Annotated in this window: 16 protein-coding genes, 1 pseudogene and 1 riboswitch; of the genes and pseudogenes, 9 read left to right on the top strand and 8 right to left on the bottom strand. The window is 63.8% G+C overall.

The window, feature by feature from the left end; genetic code table 11:
- Window positions 1-47 precede the first annotated feature (47 nt).
- From B0G71_RS33305 to B0G71_RS33290, 4 genes and pseudogenes are all read right to left on the bottom strand, one after another.
- Entirely contained in the window at window positions 48-2735 is a 2688-nt protein-coding gene (locus B0G71_RS33305) for a type VI secretion system Vgr family protein (RefSeq protein ID WP_116147228.1), read from the bottom strand.
- Window positions 2736-2847: 112 nt separating this feature from the next.
- A pseudogene (gene tssG / locus B0G71_RS33300) lies at window positions 2848-3432 on the bottom strand (type VI secretion system baseplate subunit TssG); the annotation flags it as partial.
- A gap of 719 nt (window positions 3433-4151) precedes the next feature.
- Window positions 4152-4892, bottom strand: a complete 741-nt coding sequence (locus B0G71_RS33295) for a CbtA family protein (protein WP_116147226.1) — start codon at window positions 4890-4892, stop codon at window positions 4152-4154.
- Window positions 4893-4903: 11 nt separating this feature from the next.
- Complete coding sequence (locus tag B0G71_RS33290) at window positions 4904-5125, bottom strand: CbtB-domain containing protein (protein ID WP_012428410.1); 222 nt, start codon at window positions 5123-5125, stop codon at window positions 4904-4906.
- A 38-nt stretch (window positions 5126-5163) separates the two neighbouring features.
- A riboswitch (cobalamin riboswitch) is annotated at window positions 5164-5306 on the bottom strand.
- 63 nt (window positions 5307-5369) lie between these two features.
- Between B0G71_RS33290 and B0G71_RS33285 the strand changes: the two genes are divergently transcribed.
- Window positions 5370-5957 carry a histidine phosphatase family protein gene (locus B0G71_RS33285; protein WP_116149102.1) on the top strand — a complete coding sequence of 196 codons (588 nt, stop codon included), beginning with the start codon at window positions 5370-5372 and terminating at the stop codon, window positions 5955-5957.
- A gap of 18 nt (window positions 5958-5975) precedes the next feature.
- On the opposite strand, the gene B0G71_RS33280 is transcribed toward B0G71_RS33285, so the two are convergent.
- The 4 genes from B0G71_RS33280 to B0G71_RS33265 form a co-directional block, all read right to left on the bottom strand.
- Window positions 5976-6416 (bottom strand): hypothetical protein, encoded by a 441-nt coding sequence (locus B0G71_RS33280; protein WP_116122366.1) that lies wholly within the window; start codon window positions 6414-6416, stop codon window positions 5976-5978.
- A gap of 99 nt (window positions 6417-6515) precedes the next feature.
- A complete protein-coding gene (locus tag B0G71_RS33275) occupies window positions 6516-7538 on the bottom strand; it encodes an alpha/beta hydrolase (protein WP_116147224.1) in 1023 nt (340 codons plus the stop codon).
- 19 nt (window positions 7539-7557) lie between these two features.
- Window positions 7558-8916, bottom strand: a complete 1359-nt coding sequence (locus B0G71_RS33270; RefSeq protein ID WP_116147223.1) for an MFS transporter — start codon at window positions 8914-8916, stop codon at window positions 7558-7560.
- Window positions 8913-9989: an alpha/beta hydrolase gene (locus B0G71_RS33265; protein ID WP_116147221.1), complete on the bottom strand. Its 1077-nt coding sequence runs from the start codon at window positions 9987-9989 to the stop codon at window positions 8913-8915. The genes B0G71_RS33270 and B0G71_RS33265 overlap by 4 nt, the downstream gene beginning before the upstream one ends.
- Window positions 9990-10238: 249 nt before the next feature.
- Between B0G71_RS33265 and B0G71_RS33260 the strand changes: the two genes are divergently transcribed.
- From B0G71_RS33260 to B0G71_RS33225, 8 genes are all read left to right on the top strand, one after another.
- Window positions 10239-11141, top strand: coding sequence for a LysR family transcriptional regulator (locus tag B0G71_RS33260; protein WP_116147219.1), 903 nt, complete (start codon window positions 10239-10241; stop codon window positions 11139-11141).
- 85 nt (window positions 11142-11226) lie between these two features.
- Window positions 11227-12744: an ATPase domain-containing protein gene (locus tag B0G71_RS33255; protein WP_116147217.1), complete on the top strand. Its 1518-nt coding sequence runs from the start codon at window positions 11227-11229 to the stop codon at window positions 12742-12744.
- A 3-nt stretch (window positions 12745-12747) separates the two neighbouring features.
- The gene (locus tag B0G71_RS33250) at window positions 12748-14406 is read left to right on the top strand and encodes an ATP-binding protein (protein WP_116147215.1); all 1659 of its coding nucleotides are present in this window, start codon (window positions 12748-12750) and stop codon (window positions 14404-14406) included.
- A gap of 118 nt (window positions 14407-14524) precedes the next feature.
- Window positions 14525-15001 carry a MarR family winged helix-turn-helix transcriptional regulator gene (locus B0G71_RS33245; RefSeq protein ID WP_116147213.1) on the top strand — a complete coding sequence of 159 codons (477 nt, stop codon included), beginning with the start codon at window positions 14525-14527 and terminating at the stop codon, window positions 14999-15001.
- A 6-nt stretch (window positions 15002-15007) separates the two neighbouring features.
- The gene (locus B0G71_RS33240) at window positions 15008-17110 is read left to right on the top strand and encodes an FUSC family protein (RefSeq protein ID WP_116147211.1); all 2103 of its coding nucleotides are present in this window, start codon (window positions 15008-15010) and stop codon (window positions 17108-17110) included.
- Window positions 17111-17158: 48 nt separating this feature from the next.
- On the top strand, window positions 17159-17368 hold the full coding sequence (locus B0G71_RS33235; protein ID WP_116122375.1) for a DUF1656 domain-containing protein: 210 nt from the start codon (window positions 17159-17161) through the stop codon (window positions 17366-17368).
- Window positions 17365-18393 carry an HlyD family secretion protein gene (locus tag B0G71_RS33230; protein WP_116147209.1) on the top strand — a complete coding sequence of 343 codons (1029 nt, stop codon included), beginning with the start codon at window positions 17365-17367 and terminating at the stop codon, window positions 18391-18393. Before B0G71_RS33235 ends, B0G71_RS33230 begins: the two co-directional genes overlap by 4 nt.
- Window positions 18390-19913, top strand: coding sequence for an efflux transporter outer membrane subunit (locus B0G71_RS33225; protein WP_116147207.1), 1524 nt, complete (start codon window positions 18390-18392; stop codon window positions 19911-19913). The genes B0G71_RS33230 and B0G71_RS33225 overlap by 4 nt, the downstream gene beginning before the upstream one ends.
- Window positions 19914-19966: the final 53 nt, after the last annotated feature.

The raw sequence follows: 19966 nt of genomic DNA, 5'->3' as shown, positions 1-19966 counted from the left end.
GTTTTCCTTATTCGTTGCGTTGAGATGGTTGTGGTCCTGCGATTTTTTCAGGCGTTCGCTTCCATTTCCTCTTCGTCGTAGCAGTCCTCATCGACTGCCCAGTCCCCGGCACCTACCTCGCAGCGGAGCTTGACCGCTGTCGGCGTATTAGCCGTGGCGGTAGCGCCGTCACTGAGCATGCCTTGCTGCTGGATCGTGTTGTCTGGAAGATAGATGCGATACGGCTGGTTATCGAGAGTTGCACCCACGCCCCGATTGACGACGACTGTACTTACGTCAAAGATCTGCGTGTAGGCTTGCACTGCGACCTGCGGCAAGGCCGACAGCGGCATTACAGGCAACGGCATACGCTTCGAATCCGGGCCCGGCACATCCCAGCTCGCCCCCTTCTCCAGAATCACCCCTGGCGAGCCGTTGATAATCCCGCTGCCGTTGATCTGGATATACGACCCACCCGCGCCGATCCAGACTTCCTTCGACGCGGTGATGACGACCTTGCCGTCCGAGCTGCTGATCGTGATGTCCTTCAGGGCCGCGAGCGCCATCTGGTCGCTCTGCGCCTGGATATCGACGCGGCCTTTCGCGGCGACCAGTTTCAGCCCAAGCTGGTAGGCGAACATCGAGATAGCGCCGCGCACCGACGCGAACAGTGAGCGCCCCGACGACACGCTCACGTCACGTCCTGCCGTCACCGCATGATCCTGTCCACTCACGATGTGCGTTCCCTGCGCAGCGGTCATTCCGATGCCCGCCGCGCTCGCAACGACAAGATCGGGCCGCGTCATTTCGGGGAACGGATTTTCACGCCAGTGGGCGGTGTCGCCCCGGATCGCGTCGTTCTGCGCCTTGATGGCTTTCGCGGCGTCGTGCTGGCTCGCGTCGGACGACTGCGCGTTGTGCTGCTGCGCGAGCTGCGCCATGTCCTCGTGTTGCGCGCGCGCCTGCGTCAGGCGCTGCACCGTCTCGCCCATGTCTTTCGCGGGCGACTGCGCGCCGCTGCGCGTCTCGGTGGTCACCAGCATGCCCCGGTTTGCGCGGACCACGCCCCATGAATCGGTGGCGAGTTCCCAGCCGATGCCGCGCGCCTGTTTGCGCCCCTCGCCGGGCACGATGCGCGTGTTGTAACCCACCACCAGCCGCGAGTTCGCCTGATCGCTCGTCACCTGCGCCTGTAACCGGTCCGGTGTGTCGTCCGCAACGAACTGGTTCGACCCGCTCCCTTCCAGATTGCGACTGAGCAGGCCTGACAGGGCATGGTTGTCCTGTAACGGCCACGGCGGCATGTTGTCCGCGTTGTAGGCCTGCCCGATGACGAACGGCCGGTCCGGGTCGCCGTCGATGAAATCGACGATCACTTCCGTGCCGATGCGAGGCAGGCTGATGGCCCCGTGACCATCGCCCGCCCACGGTGACATGACCCGCGCCCAGCACGACGAATTCTCGTCCCGGTTCGGCGAGCGGTCCCAGCGGAATTTAAGCGTCACGCGGCCATACGGCTCGGTGGACACGACGTTTCTATCGAAGCCCGTCACCACGGCGCTCTGCGGTCCGGTCGTGCGCGGCTTGGGGACCGTGCGCGCCGGACGGAATACATTGGTCGCCGGTTGCACGGTGAAGTCGGTGTCGAACCGGTAGACGCCCGGACCGGTCGATTCCATCGTCTCTTCGGCATCGAGCTTCGCGCGGATCACCATGTATTCCTGGTTCGCCTTGCGATACGGATGGTTCTCCAGATGGAAGGTCGTGCCGCATACGACATTGCGCAGCGCGCCGCGGCCTTCGGCCCGCTCGCCGCGCGCGAACAGTTCCTCGATGCGGATCTGCGCGAACTTCTCGCCCTCGGCCGTGCTGGTGAAGTCGCCCGGCCACTCGTAGCGCGTCAGATCGTTGTGAATCGTCTTCTGCGGCTGGACCTTGCGCACCCCGAGATTGGCTTCGGGCTGCTTGAAGTCATAGTCGCCGGTCGTCCACACGCCCGACTGCAACGTCTGGGCGATATCGAACGCGTCGATATACTCCGCGTCGATCCTGTGCCCCGGCGGGTAGTACGCGAGCGTGTGATACGCCTCGCTCTCCACCGGCCTGTGCGCGCCTACATGGTCCACGAACACCATCCGGTGATAGCCCTTCGAGTGCTCGAAAAACCAGTAGATGCCGTTCTCAGCCATCAGCCGCTGCACGAAATTCAAATCCGTTTCGCCATACTGGACCTGATAGTCCAGTCGCGGGTATATCCGGCTGGCGCGCCAGGCGCAGGAAAACGGATAGATCCGCAGCACTTCGCGAATGATGTCGATAACATTCTTACGCTGAAAGATCCGGTAGTCCGAACGCTGTCCGGCAAGCCAGAGGCCGGGTTGCAGCGTGAGCCGGTAATGGCTCTGCCGGTCCTGCTGTTCGACAAAGCGCGCGCTCGTCACGATGCCGCTGATCTCACGCATGCCGCAGCCGATGTTCGACGTCCACGAAGGGCCGGAAACCCCGCTCATTCCTTCAAGCTGGATAGCCACGGTCAGCGGCCTGCCGATCATCGCACGCAGGTCGAGGTTCGCCGCGTCGTCGCCGAACATGTCGAGGTCTTGCGGCGTCACCATGTCCAGCGTGTAGGTGTAGATTTCCGACAGGGCTTCCTCGCCACGGATTGATCTGAGCACCAGTGCGGGCTCGCCTGACGGCGATTCCGGCAGCGCCGCGCCGCTCACGGTGATGGTGCGGCGGGTCGAAAAATCCAGCATGAGTATCCTTCCTCCAGGATGAATGGATGCGGCTCACGGCCACTCAGGCCATTCAGGCCGCGCTGCGGGTGCCCATGCGTGGCGGCCAGAGCGCGACGGGGCCGCGCTGTACCGAGCGCATCGAGGTCTGCACGAAGGTATGCATCGGGACGTGGCGCGCATGGGCAGGAAACGGCTGGCTGGCAATCTCGGCGGGATCGTGGCCGGCGAGGCTCGTGACAAAAAAGGAGAATGTTTCGTCATCCTTCCGGTCGAGGCCTGCCGCGGCCTGAGCGGAGGCCCACGCCCGGTACAGCAGAGTCAGGTAGCGGTGGTGAAAGATGTCGAGGAAGTTGACGAGCGTCGCATCCCGCCGGTTCTGCTCACGCTCGCGTGCAATCTCGGTCATGTGAATCGGCAGTGGCCCGTTCGGCCCCAGCATGCCCAGACTGAGAAGCCGTATCTTCAGACGCCCGTTGACCTCATGCACGTCGGCAATCTCGCGCGGCGCGAATGCGAGGCTCGGTGCCTGGCCGAGACGGAACGGCTCCGCCTGCGGACGCCGCGCGGTGCCGACCGGGTCAATGCGGGGATCGGCGCCGATACGGCGCAGCAGGGAAATAAACCCGTAGCGCCAGGGTTCGGCCATCAGACGTTCAACGCTTTCCGGTGAAAGCGCCACGCCGGGCATGGGCAGATCGAAGCGGACGCGCTCCATCAATCACGACGCGCCTATTGCGGCCCGCACGGGAAAGACAGGAGCCGTGAGGCGTGGATACGTAAGACGTGGATACCTGTCGCAGCGTACAGCTTTCATCGTTTGACCTCTTCCCCGAGTTCTTTCAATCATCGGGGATAGTCGTTGGATAGTCAGCAGGACTATTTCGCAATAACGCTGGGAAATGTCAGCGACGTCCAGTTGCATTGACGGTTATCTACCCCGTCCTGAGCATGTTATGTATCGTGCATCGACACGGGCCATCGGGCTGGCGTCGGCGCAGGCAACGAGAGAGTGTCCGCAGATCAGGAGGGGAATTGTGCCGACATGCAGAATCAATGCGCGGGTCGTGTACGCAGCCGTGACATCGGACAAATCCGGGAACGCGCAGCAAGCGACAAGATGAAAAAGGGCGACCGGAGTCGCCCTGAATGGTCACGCAAAACACCTGCCGTGTCCCAATGATGCGGACAACCGGAGGCCGTGTGCCAGCAACCAGGTTGTTAAATTCGAACGGAACAGATGTTTGTAGCTCTTGAGCGTCGCGGGCGAATTTATCCACAGAAATTGTTCGCAAGCCTGTGGATAACCACCCCACAACCGCCCCAACTCCTTGACGCAGAACCCATCTTGACCACTGCGCGCAAACTGCGGAGAGCGAAGCACGGCAAGCAAACCGCCGAGCGCAACCGCCGAAGCGGCCGCACTCGTCATGCCAATCAAGCCGACTTCACCGCCGACCGCCCCGCCACCCGCATCAACGCAATCCGCTCGACCAGTGCGCCAAACAGCAGCCCGATCGTCGCCCACATAATCGCCTGCATGCCGAGCGCCGCGACGCGGAATTTCCACAGCAGCACCGCCGGGAAAGCCTCCGGCACTTCGTTGATCGCGGGCATCGACAACTGCACCGCCGCGATGATCACGATGAACACCACCGCCCCCACGATCGAGCCGTTCCACGCGCCAAGTTTCATCGCCGCACGGCGCCGCACCTTGAGCGAGAAGACCATCGCCGCCAGCGAGATCGCAATCATCAGGAAGAACAGCCCCGTGCGCGTCCCGATCGTCTCAGGGTCGCCGACCGAGGGCGGGTTCGCCGGATACTTCAGATTCGGCACGATCGCGAGCGCAATGAACGCGCCAAGCGCAAGCCATGCGGACAACGCGCGCGGGCTCAACGCGCCCACTCGGCCATAAGCGTAAGCGAAGACCAGCGAGAACAAGCCGCCGAATGCCGCGCCGTAAGTCAGCACGCCAGTCAACAAGCCGATACCCCGCTGCGTGTCGCGGCTCACCATCTCAGGCTCGGGCGCCTCGCCTTTCGCGGCGTCGGCCTTTTCTTCGAATGAAATCGCCTGATTGACCTGCGGCTCGCCCACTACCCGGGCGAATCCGAACGTGAGGAGTCCCGCGACGATGCCAGCAAGCATCCCGCGTACCAACAATTTACCCACCATGGTCGACTCCGTTAGTGGCAGGGAAAGCCGAGCAGATGGCGGCCGTCGTGCACGAACTCATGCACGTACATGCCCGGCACCAGCGAGGTGGCACCCTGTTCCGCACCCACGAAGTAAAGCGCGAGCAGCAACAGCAAACCGCCGAACACGACCCAGGGCAGCAACTCGCGCAGCGGAATCGGCGTGGGTTGAGCAACAGGCTGATTGGCGGGATCGAAAACAGCTTCGGTCATGATGGACATCTCCTGGGGTAACGCGCCCCGATAGTCATTGCAGAGGATTGGTGCGAAGCTCAGGTCTGGCTTTCGGCTTGTGCTGCCGATTACAGTGGCGCGACCGCGCCGGGCTCTCACCGGCTTCCGCGCTTCGCAGTCCCGCTATTCTACGCGCTAAACTTCGGCACCCGGCAACGCAAAACACACGTTTCATGCCGCCGGCGTTGGGCTTCGGGACGTGGCTTGATAGGACATGAACGGAATGGACACAAGGCTGTTACTGGTCAGCCACGCATCGACCGCGGCCCAGCGCGCAGGCCGTTTTCCCGCCGACGATTCACTCGACGCCCGCGGCCTCGCAGAAGCCGAAGCCCACGCCGCAGGCTTGCGCCTGGCGGTCGCGGAAGACGCGCCGGCTTTCGTCAGCCCGGCCGCCTGCGCGCGCGAAACGGCGACGGCGCTGGGCCTCACGGCGTCGGTCGACGCCGGCCTGGCGGATCTGAACTACGGCGCATGGCAAGGACGGCGGCTCGCCGACCTCGCCGCCGAAGCGCCGCAAGACGTCGCCGCATGGACGCGCGATCCGGACGCCGCGCCTCACGGCGGCGAGTCGTTCAGTCAACTCGTGAAACGGGTACGAGAATGGCTCGAAACGTTGTTAGACGGCGGGACGGATCGTGCATCGAGCAACGTGATCGCCATCACCCACGCGCCCGTGCTGCGGGCAGCGATCGTGTATGCGCTCGGAGCATCGCCCGTCGTATTTCCGCGTATTGAAATCGCACCGCTTTCGATCATCGAGTTGCGGCGATCATCGCGTGGCTGGACATGGTGGCCGGCGACACACTAGCCGCTCTCGCCGGGCGGCTTATTTACCCGACACCACCAGACGCAGCTTGTTCGACCCGGTCGGCGTCAGTGTGATATCGGTCCGCTTACCCTTCGCGCCCAGATAAAAGTGCTGACGTCCCGGCGAATTCTGATCGTGCGTCGCGTCGGGCAGACACGATGCGACGTCCGCCGCGACAGCTTGCAGCGCGTCGGCATTCGATCCGGCGTCGTGATGCGGCGTCCACGTGCATTGATAGGCACCGTGACTCGCCGAACATTGCGCGTCGTCGCCGTAAGGTTGCGCGACGCCCTTGCCGTCGTCCGACGTCAATGACGCGAGCCCGCCAGGGGCCGCCGCGACGATCCGCTTCAGGGATGTGCAAGGGCTAGGCGCATCGTCGGCATACGCACCGCCGGTCAGCAAAACACCCAGCGACGCAGCGGCGAGCGCGGTGGCAAGCAATCGGGTTCTGTTCATGTCGACGCGGTCCTTGAAGTCACTCGCAGGTACCAGCGCGGTAGCACGCTTCATGCCCATGAACGCGGATTACTCAAGACCGCGCTTCAGTCACCGTCATTACAATCCAGTACCGAACAAAGCCGCCAGCCCCTGCGCCGACCCGAAAATCCCCTTGGCATCGTGCCCGACACCATCGATCACAAACGTCCGATGCTTCGCCAATCCTTCGGGATGCCGCAACGCCATATAGCGCGCATAAGCCAGCCCGCGCCCGAGCCGGTGTTCACCCTGCGCCAGCGCGGCGCACGAACGGTCGAGAGCCGGATGCCGTGGATCGCAATCCGCGCCGCCGAGCAGCACGGTCACGTCACGTTGCGCGTAACGCGCTTCGAGCGTGGCCGCTGAAGCCGCGTCACGAGAGTAAGCGGGCAAATCCTCGAGCCCATACTTCCAGCGATTGAACGACGGACACCTCGCCTGATCGAACGCCGCAAACTCGCCGGACACAGCGGACGCAACCGACCCAATCGGCCGCATTGCATCGAAGTACACATACGACGAAGGATTCGCGACCACATAGCGCAGCGCGATACCGCGCGCCGCGAGGGACGCCTCGTCTCGCGCTACTACCGCGTAGCGCTGCACGACCTGCGCGCCGCCCGAGTGTCCCGCGATCACCACCTCGGCGAGCGATGCGAACTGCTCGCGCGACGCCAGCGTGTCCACAATCGCGTCCAGCACATCGAACGAACTGATCGGCGCGGGACCTTCGGCGTTCTCGCCGGCCATCCAGCTCGTCCAGTCCCAATGCAAAGTGGACGGCGGCAGCTCATGCGCGTCGACATCCGCAGTCGCGAGAAACTGCGGCACGATCAGCAGCGTATCGGCCGCGCTGCCGCCGGCAAGCGCGCACGAACGCTGCGCGAGTTCGAAATACGTGTCGCCGTTGCGCAGGCGGCCATGAATCAGAATCACGGCGCGTTGGACATCGCGCGTCGGCGCGAGCCAGTCGCCGTTGGAAAACACCGGCACGGTGCCGCTGCCGGCTCGCGTCGTGACGCTCAGATGCCGGCTCGCCACGACCGCGACCGGATGTTCATTCGGCGCGCGTTCGTCGTCTGTGATGAAAGGCTGGGTCATGCAATAGGCTCGTGGTCGATCAATGAGTGGCGGGTCTAGCCGCCGCGCCGCTCGACATGCGTCCGGCGCGCGTGAAGTACACCATCGCGAGCGACACGAAGCCGGCAAAAATCAGGTAAAACGCGGGCGTGAGGCTGCTGCCGGTCACGCGCGTCAAGCCGGTGATGGTGAGCGGCGCCATGCCGCCGAACAGCGTCACCGCAATGTTGTACGACAGCGCCACGCCCGCCGAACGGCTGCGCACGGGGAACAAGGTCGCGAGCATGCCGGGATGCGCGCCGGACATCGCGGCGAGGAACAGCGTCGCGATCATCTGCGCGATGAACAGGTGCCCCGGCGTCGGATTCGTCACGACGAAGTGATAAAGCGGATACACGCAGACCATCCACGCGATCACGATGGGATAGAACAGCCGGTATGCGCCATAACGATCGGCGAGCTTGCCGGACAGCGGAAACAGAAACAGATTCAGCACACCGGACACGAACGCGCCGAGCAACGCGGTGGACAACGGCAAATGCAATTGCCGTTCGACATACACCGAGAGATAGGAATGCCAAACATAATTTGTCGCCGCGCCGACGATAATCACACCCATCGCGCAAATCGCCGCGTCGCCGTTGTCGCGGAAGAACTGGCGGATCGTGACGCGCAGCGGTTTTTCCTTGTGCTCGAGCAGGCGCTCGAACTCCGGCGACTCGGCCACGCGATGCCGGATATAGAAGCCGAACGGCCCCGCCAGCGCGCCGAACAGAAACGGCAAACGCCAGCCCCACGCCACCAGTTGCTCATGCGTGAGCTGCGTGGTCAGCAGATAGCCGACGCCGGACGACAGCAGCAACGCGAACGCCTGGGCCGACATGTTGAAGCTGCCGTAGAACATCTTCTTGTGCGAGGGCGCGTACTCGACCAGCATCGCGGAAGCCGTCGCGAACTGTCCGCCCACGGATAGCCCCTGCAATAAGCGCGCAAGGACCACCAACAGCGGCGCAGCGATGCCGATGCTCGCATAGCCCGGCGTGAGACCCATCAGCAATGTACTGGCCGCCATCGAAATGATCAGCAGCGAGAGCGCCTTGCGTCGTCCCGCGCGGTCCGAGTAGATGCCGAGCAGAATGCCGCCGATCGGTCGCACGATAAAACCGACGGCAAACGTCGCAAGCGTCAGCATGATCGACACGAAGCCGCTGCCGCCGGGAAAGAACACTTGCGCGATGATCTTCGCGAAGTAGCCGTAGATCAGAAAGTCGAACCACTCGAGTCCATTGCCGAGCACGGAGGCGAAGATCGCGCGACGCACCATCGACGGACTCAAGCTGTTCGGTGCATCGGCTCCAGCCGCGACACCGTCGCGCTGATTGAAGGTCGCTTCGCTCATTGCCCGCATCCCGAAGTGTCGAACATTGCTGACAGCGCGCATACCGACGTCAACATGCGCGCACCGTCGTGCCCCACGCCCGGCACGATATGAAAGTGCTGCTTCAGGCCGTCTGGATGACGCGACTGGATATACCGGTAGTACGCTTCTGCGCGCGCCACGCGTTGCGGCCCTTGCGCTTCGGCAGCACAGGTTCTGTCGAGCGCGCTCTGCTGCGGATCGTCATCAGCGCCGCCGACGAGGTAGTCGACCCGGCGCGACGCATAGATCGCTTCGAGTTGCGCGGGCGTGCGGTCGTCGAGATACGGCGGCCGGTTGTCCATGCCGTATTTCCATTGATTGAAGTCGGGACATTGCGCGGCATCGAACGGCGCGGCAATGCCTTGCGCGTCAGGCCGTTGCGCGTCGAAATACGCATACGTGGACGGGCTCGCCACCACGTAGCGCACGTCGATGCCTTCGCCGGTCAACGCGGCGATATTACGCGCCGCGACGGCGTAGCGCTGCACGACCTGGCCGCCGCCCGAATGCCCGGCGAACACCACATGCCGCAGATTGGGAAACAGCTTGCGGTCGGCGAGCCGCGCGACGATCGCATCGAGCACCTCGTACGAACTGATCGGCAGCGGCGCGCGCGCCGCTTCGCCGCCCATCCAGGCATCGCCGGTCCAGCGCAGCAAGTCGGCAGGCTCGTTGTGTACGCGCGTGTCGAGCGTGGCGAGGAACTGCGGCGCGATCAGCAGCGTAGTGTCGGGGTCCGCATGCGCGGCATCGCGAGCATTCTGTGCGGTGCGAAAGTACACGTCCGCATTGCGCAGCTTGCCGTGAATCACGATGACCGCGCGCGTCACCTGCGGCTGCGCAACGTTCCAATCCTTCGACAGATACAGCGGGAATTGCGCTTGCCCTTGCGGCGTGTCGAGCGTGAAGCGCGTGTTGGAGATCGTCGCCACCGGCTTCAGATGCGGCTCGTAAGCATGGACCGCGAACGCGGATTGCGCAAACGTCATCAGCACTGCCGCGCCTGTCGACATACACAACGCCGCAATACGTCGTGAACGATTCAAAGTCATGCAGCTTGCTCCTGATCGCCGTGCACAGTCTTGAACGCGGCGCATCGTCAAATCCGTCGTAGGGAAACCGAATACTCGGAATCGGAGGCGAATACCGACCGTCACACCGGCTTGGTTCGGACGGAATGCGATGGACGAGATCGTAGGAGCGGACATGGTAAATGTAAAATACCTGTTTCATGCACCATTCATATTTAGTATGTATGGCATCGAACCGGCCTTCATGTGCTGGTGAGGAGACGAAACACCATGGAGCTGCGGCATCTGCGTTACTTTCTGGCGGTCGCCGAAGAAGGCCAGTTCACGCGCGCGGCAGAAAGGCTGGCCATGCAACAGCCGCCGCTCTCGCAGCAGATTCGAACGCTGGAAGAAGAGATCGGTTTCGAACTCTTTGTGCGCATGCCGCGCGGCGTCACCTTGACGCCGGCCGGCCAGGCCTTTGCGGAAGACGCGCAACGCTTGCTGCAAAATCTGCAGCAGTCTGTCGAAAAGGCGAGCCGGATTGCGCGTGGAGAACTCGGCACGATTTCGATCGGACTGACCAGTTCCGCCTCGTTCCATCCATTCACGACCGAGGCGATCCGCGCGTTTCGCGCGGTCTGCCCCGAAGTCGCCGTGGACCTCGCCGAGCTCAACGCGGCGGAGATCATCGAGCGTCTGGCTGCGGGCCAGATCCAGGCGGCGTTTCTACGCAAGCCGGTCGACGCCCGCGAAGGCGTGGCGTTCGAGTTGCTGCTCGACGAACCGATGGTCGTCGTGTTGCCGGTGGGGCATCCGTTGCTCAAGGGCAAGAAGCGGCCGCAAGTGTCGCTGAAAGCGTTGGCGCACGAAGACTTCATTCTGGTCCGTCGTCCGGGCGCACCCGGCATGTATGCCGACATCCTCGCCGCTTGCCGGCAAGCGGGCTTCGTCCCGCGCATTGCCCGCGAAGTGCCGCGCATGGTGTCCGGCATCAACCTCGTGGCGGCGGGTCTGGGCGTGACCTTGGTGCCCGCTTCCATGCAGCGTTACGACCAGGTGGGCACCGTGTACTGCACGCTCGCGAACCCTTCGAAACTCAGCGCGCCGCTGCACCTTGCCTATCCCGCGGCACTGCACAACAGCGCGGCCACGCGCTTCATTCAACTGGTGAAGGAGCGCGCCGGCGCATGAATCCGTCAACCGGCACGGATTTTGCGTTCTCGCCGTACCGGCTGAATAACCAACAGCCATCCATCGACGTCAAATACGCTACGCCATGTCAAACAGACAAGCCGCCGACAAGCCGGCCCGCCTTTCCTCAGGAATCGATGGAATCGACGACATCCTGGGAGGCGGTCTCACGCCCCATCGCATGTACCTTGTGGAAGGTGCGCCCGGTACAGGTAAAACTACCTTGGCCTTGCAATTCTTACTCAAGGGAGTCGAAGAGGGACAGAGAGGTTTGTACATCACGCTCTCCGAGACCCGTGCCGAGCTGATCGCGGTAGCTCAAAGCCACGGCTGGGATATCGGCGGCTTCAACATTCTGGAGCTGGTGTCGGACGAAGGTCTCGACCCGCAGTACGAGCAGACCGTGCTGCACCCGGCCGAGGTCGAACTTGGCGAGACGGTGCGCAACGTCATCCAGCAGGTCGAGGAGCTCAAACCCTCGCGCATCGTGCTAGACAGTCTCTCCGAATTGCGTCTGCTGTCGCAGAACCCGCTGCGTTACCGGCGGCAGATTCTCGCGCTCAAGCGCTATTTCGCCACCCGAGAATGCACGGTGCTGCTGCTCGACGACAATTCTTCCGAGCCCGGTGACGTTCAACTGCACAGCATCGCGCACGGCGTGGTCAGTCTGGACAATCTGGTGCGCGACTATGGCGGCAACCGGCGGCGCACGCGCATCGCCAAAATGCGCGGCATCAAGTTCCGCGAGGGCTACCACGACCTGACGCTCGACACCGGCGGCATCCGCGTGTATCCGCGCCTTGTCGCGGCGGAACACCACGCGCAGTTCGAGACCGAGGCGGTCAGCACCGGCACGCAGGGACTCGACGCGTTGCTCGGCGGCGGTCTGATCCCCGGCACCAATGCGCTGATGATCGGCCCTTCGGGCGTCGGCAAGACCACTACGGTGGTGTCGTGCCTGATCGCCGCGCTCGAACGTGGCGAGCGCTGCGTCTACTACGTATTCGACGAGACCCTCGTCACGTTGACGATCCGCTGCGCGACGCTCGGCATGCATCTGGCGCCGCACGTCGAAAGCGGTCTGCTGACGCTGCGGCAGATCGATCCGGCGGAGATCTCGCCCGGTGAATTCGCCAGCGATGTCCGCCGCTCTGTCGAGCAGGACGGCGCGCGCTTTGTCGCGATAGACAGTCTGAACGCCTATCTGCAGGCAATGCCGGGCGAGCGCTATCTGCTGCTGCAAATGCACGAACTGCTCGGCTATCTGAACCAGCAAGGCGTGATCACGATGCTCGTGCTGGGGCAGCACGGCATCATCGGCGAGGTACAGACCGATATCGACATCAGCTACCTGAGCGACGTGGTGGTGCTGTTCCGCTACTTCGAACACCACGGCGAAGTGCTCACCGCCGTGACGGCCGTAAAGAGCCGCGCCAATGCTCACGAGCGCTCGATCCGCCAGTTCCGGCTCGGCAGCAATGGCGTGGAAGTCGGCGAGGCGTTGCGCGACTTCGAAGGTGTGCTCTCCGGACTGCCGGCTTATCGCGGCAACACAGCACTGCTCGGTGCGACGAACCGCGTCCTCGACACGTCCGGGCAGTAGGCCATGGAGCAACGCGTCCTTATTCTTGCGCCGTTTGGCCGCGACGCCGATGTGATTGCCGAAGTGCTGCACAAAGATCAACGCCTCTGCGTGGCATGCCGCGATGCGGACTCGCTCACCGCTGAACTCGACGCCGGTGCGGGCGCCGCGTTGATCGCTGAAGAAGCGCTCACGGGCAACCATGCGGCCCGGTTGTTCGAGTGGCTGGAACAGCAGCCTGCGTGGTCGGATTTCCCGTTTATTCTGCTCGCCGCCTCACGCGTCGGACATCGCTCGGAACGCGGCCTCGAAGTGCTCGAACGGCTCGGCAACGTTGTCGTGCTCGAACGTCCGCTGAATTCGGAGACGCTGCGGCGCGCGGTCGCGTCGTCGTTGCGGGCACGCGCGCGGCAATATGAATCGCGCCGCCATCTGGCCGAGCGGATCGAAGCGCAAGAAGCACTGGTGCAGTTGAACGATTCGCTGGAAAGCCGTATCGCCGAACGTACTCAGGAACTCGCCTCCGCCAACAATCGGCTGATGATGGAAATTCACGAGCGCGCCAAAGTGCAGGCGGTGCTTGTGCAATCGCAGAAAATGGAGGCGCTCGGGCAACTCACCGGCGGCATCGCGCACGACTTCAATAATCTGCTGAACGTCATCATGGTGAACGCCGAGCTGATCGCGCGAGTAACCAGCGATGAGCGCCTTCGCAGCATGGCCGCCACCGTCAAACGCGCGACCGAGCGCGGCGCGAAACTAACGGGACAGTTGCTGACTTTCTCGCGCAACAGCAACCTCGATCTGAAAGCAGTGGACGTGGTGGCGCTGCTGCAAGGCATGCGCGACATCATTACGGTGTCGCTCGGGTCGAGCATCCGTTATACCAACGAGTTCGAAGGCCAAGAGATGTGGACTCAGGCCGACGCCAATCAGCTCGAACTGGCCATTCTCAATCTCGCCATCAACGCGCGCGACGCCATGCCGGGCGGCGGCCAGCTCGCCATTCGCGTGAAGCAGCGCGAGGCGCCCGATCAGACACTCGCTGAAGGCCGCTACGTGGTGGTCGAAGTCGCCGATACCGGTTCGGGTGTGCCGCCCGATGTGGTGTCGCGCGTGTTCGATCCGTTCTTCACCACCAAGCCGATCGGCAAGGGAACCGGACTCGGCTTGAGCCAGGTCTACGGCATTGCGAGGCAGGCCGGCGGCACCGCGCGTCTGTTCAGCGAGGAAGGCGTGGGCACCACTGTCGAACTCTGGCTGCCGTTGCGCGAACGCGTGGCGCCGCAGGCCGAAGCGGCGTCGGATGCGGAAGCGAACGTGATCGGCGAAAAACGCGTGCTGGTGGTCGAAGACGACAGCGAGGTGCGCGCCATGCTGGTCGAGTCGCTGAGAATGCTCGGCTACACGGTGACCGAAGCCGCCGACGGACGCGCGGGCCTGAACCGTTTGCAGGACGACAAACCGGACCTGCTGATGGTGGACTTCGCGATGCCCGGCATGAACGGAATCGACGTGATCGCCGAGGCGCGCAAGATGCGCGAGGATTTGCCCGTGATCCTGGCAACGGGCTATGCGGACGTGGACATCTCCGGGCTGGCGGTGAAGCGCTGCACGATTTTGCGCAAGCCTTTCCAGCTGGACGATCTGGCGCGGACGGTCAGGCTCGGGCTCGCGGCCTGAGTCACGCCGACGTAGCGAACCTGCGCGCATGCCGATGCGCCCAGCCGTGCCGTATCGTCATAAAAAATTCCAGAATCAATAGTTTGCTAACGAATTTTTTAGAAATACAATACCGGCCATGTCGAATCTCGATGCCTTGCGCCGGACAGTCAGCAGCACGCTGGTCGTCGCCGCCCGAAAATGGCGGCGCACGAGCCACGGCGTGCTCGCGGCCTTCAATGTTTCCGAGGCGTGCGCCACGCCGCTCCTGACCGCCAGCCGGCTCGGCGCGGCCGTGCGCCAGGTCACGCTCGCCGATCACATCGGTATTGAAGGGCCTTCGCTCGTGCGGCTGCTCGATCAACTGTGCGCTGCGGGCCTGATGCGTCGCGACGAAGACCCCGAAGACCGGCGCGCGAAGACCGTGGTGCTCACCGAAGAAGGCCGCGCCGTCACCGCGAAAATGGAAGAAGAACTGGTCACGCTGCGGGCGCAAGCGTTGAAAGGCGTCTCGCGCAGCGACCTGGAAGCCACTTTGCGCGTGCTGGCCGCGTTCACGGCCGACGCCGGCGAGCACGCCGATCAGAGCAGCGATCACAGCGGCGATCCGGCGTAACGGTTGATGGTCTACCCTTCCCTTCGCGACTGGCTGTTCTCCGTCAAGACATTTGCCGCGGCGATGATCGCGCTCTACATCGGCCTCGCGCTCGAACTGCCGCGGCCTTATTGGGCGATGGCGACCGTCTACATCGTGTCGAATCCGTTTGTCGGCGCCACGCGTTCGAAGGCGCTCTATCGTGCGCTCGGCACCATGCTCGGCGCTTCGGCAGCCGTGCTGCTGGTGCCGCCCTTCGTCGAATCGCCGTATCTGTTCAGCGTAATCGTCGCGCTATGGACCGGCACGATGCTGTATCTGGCAGTGTCCGACCGCACCGCGCGCAGCTACGTGTTCCTGCTGGCCGGCTATACGATGCCGATTATCGCGCTGCCTTCGGTGACCAATCCGGGCGGCGTGTTCGACCTCGCGGTCAGCCGCACCGAGGAGATCACGCTGGGCATTGTCTGCGCGAGCATTGTTGGCAGCGCGCTGTTTCCGAGCCGGCTTGCACCGACGATCATCAATCAGACTGACGCATGGTTTCGCGACGCCGCGTTCTACGCAACCGAAACGCTTTCTGGACGAATTGCCGGTTCGGTCATTTCGGGTGCGCGGCAACGCATCGCGGCCACCATCAATGGCCTTGAATTGCTGCTCAGCCAGTTGGCCTACGATCACACGCGGCCCGACATATTGGCGCGCGCACACGAACTGCGCGGGCGCATGCAGTTGCTGCTGCCGATCATGTCGTCGCTCGCCGATCCGCTGATCGCGCTTTATAACAGCGGCCGGCAGACGTGGCCCGACGGGCTGGAGAGCCTGCTCGCCGATGTCATCAAATGGTTCAACGAGCCGATGCCCACCGTGAGCGAAGGCTATCACCCGGACCCGACGGCCGATGCATTGCGTGCGCGCATCGCGGCAATGCAGCCACCGCCGTCGGCGCTCGCGGGCTGGGATGGCGCGCTGCTCTCGAACGCGTTGTGGCGTATGAAACAGGTGATCGATGTCTGGCAGGACTGCCGCTCGCTGCGCATCATCATCACACGGGAAGAAGGCTCATGGCGTCCACGCTTCCGTCATTGGCGGCTGGGCGGTACAGAGCGCTTCTACGATCGCGGCATCATGCTGTTCTCCACGGGCACGGCCGCGGCGGCCGTGGTTCTCGCGTGCAGTTTGTGGATCGGCTCGGGGTGGAACGACGGAGCGAGCGCAGTCACGCTCGCGGCCGTGGCATGCTGCTTCTTCGCCGCGCTCGACGAGCCCGCGCCGTTCATCTTCCGCTTTTTCGTGGCGACCGCCATCAGCGTGGTGGCGGCGGGCGTCTACCTGTTCGTCGTGCTGCCGCATGTGCATGACTTTCCCTTGCTGGTGATCATGTTCGCCGCGCCGTTCATCTTCGTCGGCACACTGATTCCGCGCCCGCAGTTCAACCTGGCCACGGTGCTGGTCGCCGTGAACACGGCCACTTTCATCAGCATTCAGGACGCCTACGACGCCAATTTTCTGGTCTTCCTGAACAGCAATCTCGCGGGCCTCGCCGGCTTGCTTTATGCGTATCTGTGGACGCGCGCGACACGCCCGTTCGGCGCCGAACTCACGGCGTCCCGCCTGTTGCGTTCGAGCTGGGCCGACGTGGCGCTCACGGCATCGACACGGCCGATCGAAGATCCCCGCAATCTCGCTGCGCGCATGCTCGACCGCCTGATGCAGTTGATCCCGCGACTCGCCGCGACCGACGACCGTCGTCATCCGTCGATCGAAAGCTTTCGCGATCTGCGCATTGGCCTCAACGCGCTCGATCTGCGCCGCCTGACCCCCAATCTAGGCGGCGACGCGCCGGCCGCGATCGATCACGTGCTCGACGACGTGCGTCAGTACTATGAAAGCTGCGTCGACCGCCGCAAGCGCGAGCCGGTGCCGGAGAGCCTGATGTCGTCGATCGACGCCGCCGTGGCGAGTGTCACCGCACAGGGCCTCGCCAACGCCGGCGCGCCGAGCCCAAGCGCGCAGACCTCGGCGCGCCGGTTGCGCGAAGCGCTGCACGCGCTGGTCGGCTTGCGTCTTTCGCTGTTTCCGGCCACGCTGACAACACCCACGCCGCCCGAACCGGAGGCCGCAGCCTGATGCGCTCATGCCGTTGGCCATTTCCTTTCCTCTTGCCCACCTCCCGCGATGATCGGTGAAATCGATATTTTCGGCGTGTTCGTGCCGGCCGTGCTCGTCCTGATGTTGGTCGCGTATCTGATCAACCTGGTCATTCGCACGGTGCTCGCGCGCGTCGGCTTTTACCGCTTCGTCTGGCATCGCTCCATCTTCGATCTTGGCATCTATGTGCTGGTGCTGGGCCTTGTCGTTGTCGTTTCACACAGACTAATAACGTGAAAAAAACCTGGTTCTCCGTCGGTCAAATTCTGCTGACCCTGATCGTCGTCGTCGCCGCGGCCCTCGTGCTGTGGAAACTGGTTGGCTATTACATGTTCGCGCCGTGGACTCGCGACGGACACGTGCGCGCCGACGTGATCCAGGTCGCACCGGACATCTCGGGACTGATTTCGTCGGTCGAGGTGGTGGACAACCAGCAGGTCAAGCAAGGCCAGGTGCTGTTCGTCATCGATCAAGCCCGCTACACGCTCGCGCTGCGCCAGGCGCAGGCGACCGCGCAACAACGCCGCGCCACGCTCGACCAGGCGCGCCGCGAAGACGCGCGCAACCGCAAGCTCGGCAACCTGGTCGCGGCGGAAGTGGCAGAAGAAAGCCGCTCGCGCGTCGAGGCTGGCGAAGCCGCGCTCGCCGATGCGAACGTGGCGATCGACACCGCGAAGCTGAATCTGCAACGCGCCACGATCATGAGCCCGGTCGACGGTTATCTGAACGACCGCGCGCCGCGCGTCGGCGAATATGTCGCGGCGGGGCGCGCGGTGGTCTCGGTGGTCGATATGCATTCGTTCCGTGTTGACGGGTATTTTGAGGAAACCAAGCTGGGTGGCATCGACATCGGCCAGCCGGTCGATATCAAGGTGATGGGCGAACCGGCGGTGTTGCGCGGACATGTGCAGAGTATCGTCGCCGCGATCGAGGATCGGGACCGCACGCAAGGTTCGAATCTGCTGCCGAATGTGAATCCGGCTTTCAGTTGGGTGCGTCTCGCGCAACGGATTCCAGTGCGTGTGGCGCTCGATGAAGTGCCCGCGGACTTCCGCATGATCGCGGGGCGGACGGCGACTGTGTCGGTGCGTGATCTGTCGCCTGTCGGGAAGAAGCATCCTGATGCGGGGGCGTCGGGGGCGGTGGCGGCTTCTTCATCCGCGTCTGCTACGTCGGCTACGTCTGCTGTTTCGACTGGCCCGGCTGGTTCGGCTGCACAGCCGGCGCCGGCGGCGGTCTCGTCATCGGGCGCCTCGCAATGACGCTGTCGCGCGCCCTGCCCTTATTGCCGTTGCTGCCGTTGCTGCCATTGGCCGTTGCGCTCAATGGATGCATGAACGTCGGTCCCAACTACGCGTTGCCGCAACAGGCGTTGATCAACGCACCGCTCGCCAACGCGCCGATCGAAGGCGCGGACACCTCGCTGACCACACGCCAGAACGTGCCACCCGTGTGGTGGAAGCTGTACGACGATCCGGTGCTGAATCGACTCGTCGACGAAGCGCTGCAATCGAATACCGACTTGCGCGTCGCGGCGGCCAATCTCGCGCGTTCGCGTGAAGCGTTGGGCGTGGCGCAGGCGCAGGGCGGTTTTTCCGGCAAGAGTTCGGTGGCGATCGAACGCGCGCAGGAATCCGCCGAGCAATACCTGCTCACCGAAAAGCTGCCGGTCGTCAACGAAGGCGACATCGGCATCAGCATCTCGTATGAAATCGATCTGTTCGGCAAGCTGCGGCGCGGGGTGGAAGCGGCGCAAGCGGACACCGAGTCGGTACAAGCCGCGGCCGATCTCGCGCGAATCACCGTGGTGGCGGACGTGGTGCGCTCTTACGTGGAGCAATGTTCGGCCGCCGAGGAACTCAGGATCGCGCAACAATCGCTGGCGCTGCAGAAACAGCGCGTGGACGTCTCGCGCCGCCTGCGCGATGCAGGCCGCGGCAATCAACCCGACGTGACGCGTGGGCAGACCCAGGTCGATACGTTGTCGGCGGATATTCCGCGTTATACGGCGCGCCGCAAGATCGCGCAGTACCGGCTCGCGGCGCTGCTCGCGCGCGCGCCTTCGGATCTGCCGCCGGCCGTGCTCGCTTGCGACAGGCTGCCGCAACTCCGCCAGCCGGTTCCCGTCGGCGACGGCGCTGCGCTACTTAAACGCCGACCGGATGTGCGCGAGGCCGAGCGTCAATTGGCGGCATCCACGGCGCGGATCGGCGTCGCCACCGGGGCGCTGTATCCGACGGTGAGCATCGGGGCGTCGGCGGGGTTGACCGGCGTTCTGGAAGACCTCGGCACGTCGCCCACGGCGCGTTGGGGCTTCGGTCCGCTAATCAGTTGGCAGTTTCCCACGAACGGCGCGCGTGGGCGCGTGCGTGAAGCGCAGGCATCGAGCCAGGTGGCGTTGGCAAAGTTCGACGGTGTGGTATTGACCGCGTTGCGCGAAACCGAAACAAGTCTCGCGACCTATTCGTCGGATTACGCCCGCGCCGATGCGCTGCGTGCCGCGGTCAAGTCGGCGACAGAGTCGGCGGATGAAACGCATCGGCTGTATCGCGCGGGACGTGAGTCGTTTATTTCGGATCTGGATGCGACGCGCACGTTGACGTCCACGAAGTCTCAGGCTGCGGCCGCGGACGGCCAGGTGGCGATCGATCAGGTGAACCTGTTCCTCGCGCTCGGCGGCGGTTGGGAAGTTGATCCGCAGAACGCTTCTGTTGGTTCCAAGCCTGCGGTCGCGGTGCCGGTCAAGGCGACGCCAACGACGGCGGCAACGAAAGCGCCTTGAGCGCCGCAAAGCGATGCTCCGGCCATGCACACACGTCTGGTGGCGACGCGCGC

The sequence above is a fragment of the Paraburkholderia sp. BL27I4N3 genome, assembly GCF_003386115.1.
Taxonomy (GTDB): Bacteria; Pseudomonadota; Gammaproteobacteria; order Burkholderiales; family Burkholderiaceae; genus Paraburkholderia.
Note: the sequence above shows the minus strand (reverse complement) of the source record. Positions and strands in the feature narration are given on the sequence as shown.

Coding starts and splice junctions, on each gene's coding strand:
- B0G71_RS33305 (WP_116147228.1), bottom strand. CDS start 2,735: ATGCTGGATTTTTCGACCCGCCGCACCATCACCGTGAGCGGCGCGGCG.
- B0G71_RS33295 (WP_116147226.1), bottom strand. CDS start 4,892: ATGGTGGGTAAATTGTTGGTACGCGGGATGCTTGCTGGCATCGTCGCG.
- B0G71_RS33290 (WP_012428410.1), bottom strand. CDS start 5,125: ATGACCGAAGCTGTTTTCGATCCCGCCAATCAGCCTGTTGCTCAACCC.
- B0G71_RS33285 (WP_116149102.1), top strand. CDS start 5,370: ATGGACACAAGGCTGTTACTGGTCAGCCACGCATCGACCGCGGCCCAG.
- B0G71_RS33280 (WP_116122366.1), bottom strand. CDS start 6,416: ATGAACAGAACCCGATTGCTTGCCACCGCGCTCGCCGCTGCGTCGCTG.
- B0G71_RS33275 (WP_116147224.1), bottom strand. CDS start 7,538: ATGACCCAGCCTTTCATCACAGACGACGAACGCGCGCCGAATGAACAT.
- B0G71_RS33270 (WP_116147223.1), bottom strand. CDS start 8,916: ATGAGCGAAGCGACCTTCAATCAGCGCGACGGTGTCGCGGCTGGAGCC.
- B0G71_RS33265 (WP_116147221.1), bottom strand. CDS start 9,989: ATGACTTTGAATCGTTCACGACGTATTGCGGCGTTGTGTATGTCGACA.
- B0G71_RS33260 (WP_116147219.1), top strand. CDS start 10,239: ATGGAGCTGCGGCATCTGCGTTACTTTCTGGCGGTCGCCGAAGAAGGC.
- B0G71_RS33255 (WP_116147217.1), top strand. CDS start 11,227: ATGTCAAACAGACAAGCCGCCGACAAGCCGGCCCGCCTTTCCTCAGGA.
- B0G71_RS33250 (WP_116147215.1), top strand. CDS start 12,748: ATGGAGCAACGCGTCCTTATTCTTGCGCCGTTTGGCCGCGACGCCGAT.
- B0G71_RS33245 (WP_116147213.1), top strand. CDS start 14,525: ATGTCGAATCTCGATGCCTTGCGCCGGACAGTCAGCAGCACGCTGGTC.
- B0G71_RS33240 (WP_116147211.1), top strand. CDS start 15,008: ATGGTCTACCCTTCCCTTCGCGACTGGCTGTTCTCCGTCAAGACATTT.
- B0G71_RS33235 (WP_116122375.1), top strand. CDS start 17,159: ATGATCGGTGAAATCGATATTTTCGGCGTGTTCGTGCCGGCCGTGCTC.
- B0G71_RS33225 (WP_116147207.1), top strand. CDS start 18,390: ATGACGCTGTCGCGCGCCCTGCCCTTATTGCCGTTGCTGCCGTTGCTG.